Origin of the sequence: Bacteroides sp. An279 (assembly GCF_002159615.1) — a bacterium.
In the GTDB taxonomy this organism is placed as follows: domain Bacteria; phylum Bacteroidota; class Bacteroidia; order Bacteroidales; family Bacteroidaceae; genus Phocaeicola; species Phocaeicola intestinalis.
The window spans coordinates 1-5,666 of the sequence record NZ_NFJA01000142.1 but is presented as its reverse complement, the minus strand read 5'-3'; the positions used below and the strand labels follow the sequence as shown (position 1 = coordinate 5,666).

The window sequence follows — 5,666 nt, the reverse complement described above, 5'->3', positions numbered from 1 at the left end:
ATGGCAGAATCCCGCCGGTGTCATACGCCCGGCAACAGGGGGCTGGATGATGTGCTGCAATGGCGCATCATTGAGTTCATAAAAAACGAGCAGTGGTCTCCCCGGCAGAGGTACTTTCCAGCTATTTCTTGCAACATTCTTCTACAAAATCTGACAAGAATTAAAGAAAACCTTATATCTTTGCGCCCAAAAACCGTTTTTTAGACTTAATTACCTATCAAGATGTTGGAAAGAGACTATATCATGCGACTGATACGCCAGTTTTTCGAAGCACTCGAAAAGCTGAAAGAAAAACGAGACACAAATGACGGAACAAGCATTCAAGTGGAAACAAACAATATGTACACCTCCTATTTCCACCAGCCCGAAGCTTTCTTCTATGAAGCCGGTTCCGATATCATCATCGGGTATATGCAAGCACGGTTTTCAGAAAAAGAATATATGCAACGAATCGAACTGTTGGCTGAACTGCTCTACTTTGATTCAACTATCAAAACGTCAAAAGAACAACAAAGAATGCTGTGGGAAAAAGTGCTTGACCTGCTTACCTTTTTAGATACACATAGCGACACTTTTTCATTCGACAGAAGACGAAAGATGGAGGATATAAAGGCTTTACTTAACCCATGAAAGTCTAAAAATATTCTTTTTCAGCAAAAAAATATGTTTTTTCCTCTTAAAATACCAATCTCCTAAAAAAGTTTTTCTATATTTGCTTACAATATGATAAAACAAGACTGATTAATTCTTATGGAAAAGATTGATAATCTCGACAAACAGATTCTGGAAATCATTTCACAGAACGCACGCATCCCGTTTAAAGATGTAGCAGCAGAATGTGGCGTATCACGCGCCGCTATCCACCAACGTGTACAACGACTTATTGACCTCGGCGTAATCATCGGTTCGGGTTACCACGTAAATCCTAAAAGCTTGGGCTACAGCACCTGCACTTACGTAGGTATCAAGCTGGAAAAAGGCTCGATGTATAAAAGTGTTGTCGCTGAACTGGAGAAGATTCCCGAAATTGTAGAATGCCACTTCACCACGGGGCCTTATACGATGCTGACCAAACTTTATTCTACCGACAACGAGCACCTCATGGAATTATTGAATTCGAAAATTCAGGAAATCCCCGGAGTTACAGCTACGGAAACACTGATTTCGTTGGAGCAAAGCATCAAAAAAGAAATCCCCATCCGTAAAGGCTCGAAATGATGGACTGGCTTATAACCAATCATATCGGAGGAATCGCCATCGGCATCTGTACGTTTCTGATTATTGGGATGTTTCATCCTATAGTCATCAAAGCCGAATACTACTTCGGCACAAGGTGCTGGTGGTGGTTCCTTGTGTTGGGAATTGCAGGAATCATTGGCTCTGTACTGGTAAACGACCTCTTGATAGCAAGCCTGTTGGGAGTATTTGCTTTTTCCTCATTCTGGAGCATTAAAGAGATATTCGAACAGCGCGAGCGTGTATTAAAAGGCTGGTTTCCAATGAATCCTAAACGGGAACAAGAATACCGATAAGTATTTGCCATTTAGAACTTACAATTTACAAATATGAATGTCTGCAATTAGCCTCAATAATTATATGCCAGATTAAAGATACTTACTTTGCCAATGCAGATATATTATTGATGGAATGCAGACATCGTAAATTGTAAACTGCGACTTATAATCAGCCGTTATCTATCGCTTCATATTTTTGTAAAGGCAATTCGCCTTTCAAAACTCCCAAGGCATTCATCGCCAAAGCTCCCATTTCATCCTCACCAGGAATTACTACGATACGCGCCAACCCTTCTATCCATTCGCGCAACAAAGAAACCACATACGCATTATGGGCTATTCCTCCTGTCAAAATAATGGCATCGGTATGTCCATGAAGTGCCACGTGCATTGCCCCGATCTGTTTGGCAACGGTATAAACCATCGCTTCGAGTACCTGCTTATGACGGACATTACCGGCATGCACCCAACGCACAATAGTCTGTACATCGGTTGTACCTAAATAGGCGAGCAGCCCTCCCCTGCCATTCAGCATCTTATGGATTTCTTTCTGCGTGTACTTGCCACTGAAGCACAAATCGACCAACTGACGCGCGGGAATAGTTCCGGCACGCTCGGGACTGAACGGACCTTCACCATCCAAAGCATTGTTAACATCGACTACCTTGCCGTGACGATGCGCACTGACCGAAATGCCCCCTCCCAAATGAGCTACCACCAAATCGAGTTCCTCATAATGCTTCTGAATAGAAGCTGCATACCGGCGAGATACGGCACGACTGTTTAAAGCATGAAAAACAGACTGGCGGGGAATTTCAGGAATACCCGAAAAACGTGCCACATCGCGCAACTCGTCGGTCACTACCGGATCGGCAATGAACGAAGGGCAACCTATCTGACTGGCAAATTCGTCTGCCATCGGTGCAGCAAGATTGGAAGCATGTTCTACCGAAGCATGCCACAAATCGTACTTGATTTGCTCATTAATTTGATACACCCCTCCCGGCGTAGGACGCAATAAGCCTCCCCGCCCGATAATGGCATCAAACGCCATCGGTATACCTGCCCGTTGCAGAGCATCAAGCACATGCATGCGCCGGTACTCATATTGCTCGTTGATATGATGAAACCTTGCCAATTCTTTAGCAGAATGAAAGACACTTTCGCGCCAGACCTGTTCCAAATCCTCGTAAACCGCCAGCTTGGTAGAAGTAGAACCAGGGTTGATAACCAGTATTTTCATAACGTATCTTGATTTAAGTTTCCTGCCAGACATGCCAACACCAAGCTATAAAACTTGGAGTTGCCCGAATCGCTGCGCGAAGGCACTACTACCGGAGCTATGGTGCCGGTAAGCATCCCTGCCATATTGGCATCGCCGAACAAGGAAAGGGTTTTATAAAAAGTATTGCCTGCCTCAATATTGGGAAATATCAGCACATCGGCATTACCTACTACGGGCGAAGACAATCCCTTGATTTCGCCGCTATGCCTGTCACAAGCCGTCTTGGCATCCATCGGACCGTCAATGAACACTTTTCCGAAACGACCTTGCAGAGCCTCTTCCTTCAAGTGAACATAACTCAGCGTATGAGGAAACTTCTCATTCACCTTCTCCGAACAATGAATCAAGGCGATACGCGGCTGCTCATTACCCAGTTCACGACACAATGCCACGTCACATGATATCATTGCACGAAACTGTTCGAGTGTGGGACGAGGGATAACCGCCGCATCCGAGAACAACAGCAACTTGTGATACAAAGGCACTTGTGCCACCGCCACATGGCTCAGCACACCGCCCGGAGGAAGCAGTCCCACCTCTTTCTTCAGCACAGCCCGCAACAGATTATCAGTATTTATCAAACCTTTCATCAAGATATCAGCCTCGCCTGTACGTACCAATTCCACTGCCAAAGCCGCAGCTTCATCAGGCGTGGAAGCTTCGTATATCCTGACAAAATCGGGAGATGCCCTACGCAGCTGGTAAGCCATATCCTTATGGGCCGAATCGATTACCAACAGAAACTCGGCGATTTCTTCGCGCAAGCTACGAATAATGACGTATTCCGTATGAGGGTCATTCGGACAAACCACCGCCACTCGTCGCCGGATGCACGACGAACGCAGACGGTTTACCACTTGTGAGAGGGTTCGAAGCAATTCCATACCATCAGATTTTTGGCAAAGATGAGAAATAAATCTGAATTTATCCCTATCTTTGCCTTGATTCCACTAAAGATTTAACTTATGAAAACGTTTCAAACATTTGACATCGAATCCACATACCGTGCACTTCACAGCCGGTTCCCCAATCATAATAGTGCCCCCGTTATTGGCATCACCGGAAACTTCAGCGAAGGAAATCTAAGCCTTGCACCAGGATATTATGCTTCCATTCTGAAAGCCGGAGGTGTTCCGCTTATTATACCACCATTCGAAAACGATAACATTTTGATAAACCTCCTTGACAATATAGACGGACTCTTATTAAGTGGAGGAGGAGATATCAATCCTTTATTCCTGAAAGAAGAACCAGTAAAAGAATTACACAATATAAATCCTTATCGTGACCAGCAGGAATTACTGATAGCCCGTCTGGCAGCCAATCGCCAAATACCCATGCTAGGTATTTGCAGGGGCATACAGATAATGAACGCCGCATTGGGAGGAAGCCTATACCAAGATATTTATTCACAGACCGGAAGCGAACTCATCAAACACAACCAAGACCTGGACCGTGCATATGCCTCACATACCGTCCGGATAGCAACTGACAGCCAGCTTGCTAAAATTATGGGGCAGAACACTTTGCCTGTCAATTCATTCCATCATCAGGCAGTAAAAGAACCAGCTCCTGGCTTCCGCATATCTGCAACGTCCGCCGATGGCATTATCGAAGCCATTGAAAGTACTGAAGGCAAATCAATGCTCGGCGTGCAATGGCACCCCGAATGTTTCATCCTGAATGGCGACGAATGCATGATGCCCCTCTTCAACTGGCTCTTACAAGAAGCAGACTCTTTCCGGCAAGCCAAAGCACTGCATCAACGAATATTGACACTAGACTCTCATTGCGACACTCCAATGTTCTTCGAACAAGGCATCAACTTTGCCACACGAGACCCGAAGATAAAGGTTGACTTACACAAAATGACGGAAGGACGGCAAGATGCCACCATCATGGTAGCCTACCTCCCGCAGAAAGAACGTACCGATGAAGCCTTACTGGCAGCTACCGCTAAAGCCGACCAGTTATTGAACGAGATAGAACACATGGTAGCCATGAATTGTACCGCCATCGACATTGCCTATACCCCCAAAGACCTGTACCGGCTGAAACAAGCCGGCAAGAAAGCCATTATGCTGGGTATCGAAAACGGATATGCTATCGGAAAAGACCTAAGTAACATTGAACGTTTCCGCAAACGAGGAGTAGTATACATGACCTTGTGTCACAATGGGAACAACGACATCTGCGGTTCAGCACGATACAACGAAGGAAACCTGGGCGTAAGCGATTTCGGCGAACAGGTCATCCACGAAATGAACCGTGTAGGTATGTTGGTCGACTTATCGCACGCAGGCGAACAGAGTTTCTACGATGCACTGGATATCAGCTGCCAACCCGTAGTCTGCTCACACTCTTCCAGCCGGGCTCTATGTGACCATCCACGTAATCTGACCGATGAGCAACTGAAAGCCATTGCCCGCAAAGACGGCGTGGTACAACTCTGCCTATATGGTGGTTTTCTCCGTACAGACCGTCCGGCTACCCTTGATGATGCAATCGAACATTTACATCACATCGTCAACCTCATAGGAGTAGACCATGTAGGCATCGGTACCGATTTTGATGGAGATGGGGGTATCATCGGTTGCAACGACTCGTCTGAGTTGATAAACTTTACCCGCAAATTGTTATATGAACGATACAGCGAAGAAGACATCCAACTGATTTGGGGAGGCAATTTCCTGCGGGTAATGCAACAAGTACAAAAAATTTAGTGTCTTATACTGATATGATTTACATCGTTCTGTTTTAAGAAGCTGTTTTGAATTTCTCCAAAAAGTTTTTCTTGGCTTGATGTATCCGTTTTCGTGTGTGCTTTGGGCGATTTTTTGGTCTTTTTCGCTCCTGTTCTTCGTCAG

At 45.4% G+C, this 5,666-nt stretch carries 6 protein-coding genes and 1 pseudogene; 5 read left to right on the top strand and 2 right to left on the bottom strand.

The genetic code is table 11. The features are described 5' to 3' along the window. The 4 genes and pseudogenes from B5F78_RS17660 to B5F78_RS15740 form a co-directional block, all read left to right on the top strand. Nucleotides 1-204, top strand: a pseudogene (locus B5F78_RS17660) (hypothetical protein); the annotation flags it as partial. A gap of 18 nt (nt 205-222) precedes the next feature. Next, on the top strand, nt 223-630 hold the full coding sequence (locus tag B5F78_RS15750) for a hypothetical protein (protein WP_022040983.1): 408 nt from the start codon (nt 223-225) through the stop codon (nt 628-630). A gap of 120 nt (nt 631-750) precedes the next feature. Further along, a complete protein-coding gene (locus tag B5F78_RS15745) occupies nt 751-1,218 on the top strand; it encodes an Lrp/AsnC family transcriptional regulator (protein WP_022040984.1) in 468 nt (155 codons plus the stop codon). Further along, the gene (locus B5F78_RS15740; protein WP_022040985.1) at nt 1,218-1,532 is read left to right on the top strand and encodes a DUF4491 family protein; all 315 of its coding nucleotides are present in this window, start codon (nt 1,218-1,220) and stop codon (nt 1,530-1,532) included. The genes B5F78_RS15745 and B5F78_RS15740 overlap by 1 nt, the downstream gene beginning before the upstream one ends. A 151-nt stretch (nt 1,533-1,683) precedes the next feature. Here B5F78_RS15740 and buk read toward each other — a convergent pair whose 3' ends face one another. Together buk and B5F78_RS15730 are read right to left on the bottom strand one after the other, a co-directional pair. Then, complete coding sequence (gene buk, locus B5F78_RS15735; RefSeq protein WP_087213275.1) at nt 1,684-2,757, bottom strand: butyrate kinase; 1,074 nt, start codon at nt 2,755-2,757, stop codon at nt 1,684-1,686. Next, the gene (locus tag B5F78_RS15730) at nt 2,754-3,683 is read right to left on the bottom strand and encodes a phosphate acyltransferase (protein WP_087407178.1); all 930 of its coding nucleotides are present in this window, start codon (nt 3,681-3,683) and stop codon (nt 2,754-2,756) included. Before B5F78_RS15730 ends, buk begins: the two co-directional genes overlap by 4 nt. 81 nt (nt 3,684-3,764) lie before the next feature. Here B5F78_RS15730 and B5F78_RS15725 point away from each other — a divergent pair, with 81 nt between their 5' ends. Further along, the gene (locus tag B5F78_RS15725; protein ID WP_022040988.1) at nt 3,765-5,522 is read left to right on the top strand and encodes a gamma-glutamyl-gamma-aminobutyrate hydrolase family protein; all 1,758 of its coding nucleotides are present in this window, start codon (nt 3,765-3,767) and stop codon (nt 5,520-5,522) included. Nucleotides 5,523-5,666 lie beyond the last annotated feature (144 nt).

What these genes read in the sequence shown, in the direction of transcription:
- B5F78_RS15750 (WP_022040983.1), top strand. Translation starts at nt 223, where the DNA reads ATGTTGGAAAGAGACTATATCATGCGACTGATACGCCAGTTTTTCGAA.
- B5F78_RS15745 (WP_022040984.1), top strand. Translation starts at nt 751, where the DNA reads ATGGAAAAGATTGATAATCTCGACAAACAGATTCTGGAAATCATTTCA.
- B5F78_RS15740 (WP_022040985.1), top strand. Translation starts at nt 1,218, where the DNA reads ATGGACTGGCTTATAACCAATCATATCGGAGGAATCGCCATCGGCATC.
- buk (WP_087213275.1), bottom strand. Translation starts at nt 2,757, where the DNA reads ATGAAAATACTGGTTATCAACCCTGGTTCTACTTCTACCAAGCTGGCG.
- B5F78_RS15730 (WP_087407178.1), bottom strand. Translation starts at nt 3,683, where the DNA reads ATGGAATTGCTTCGAACCCTCTCACAAGTGGTAAACCGTCTGCGTTCG.
- B5F78_RS15725 (WP_022040988.1), top strand. Translation starts at nt 3,765, where the DNA reads ATGAAAACGTTTCAAACATTTGACATCGAATCCACATACCGTGCACTT.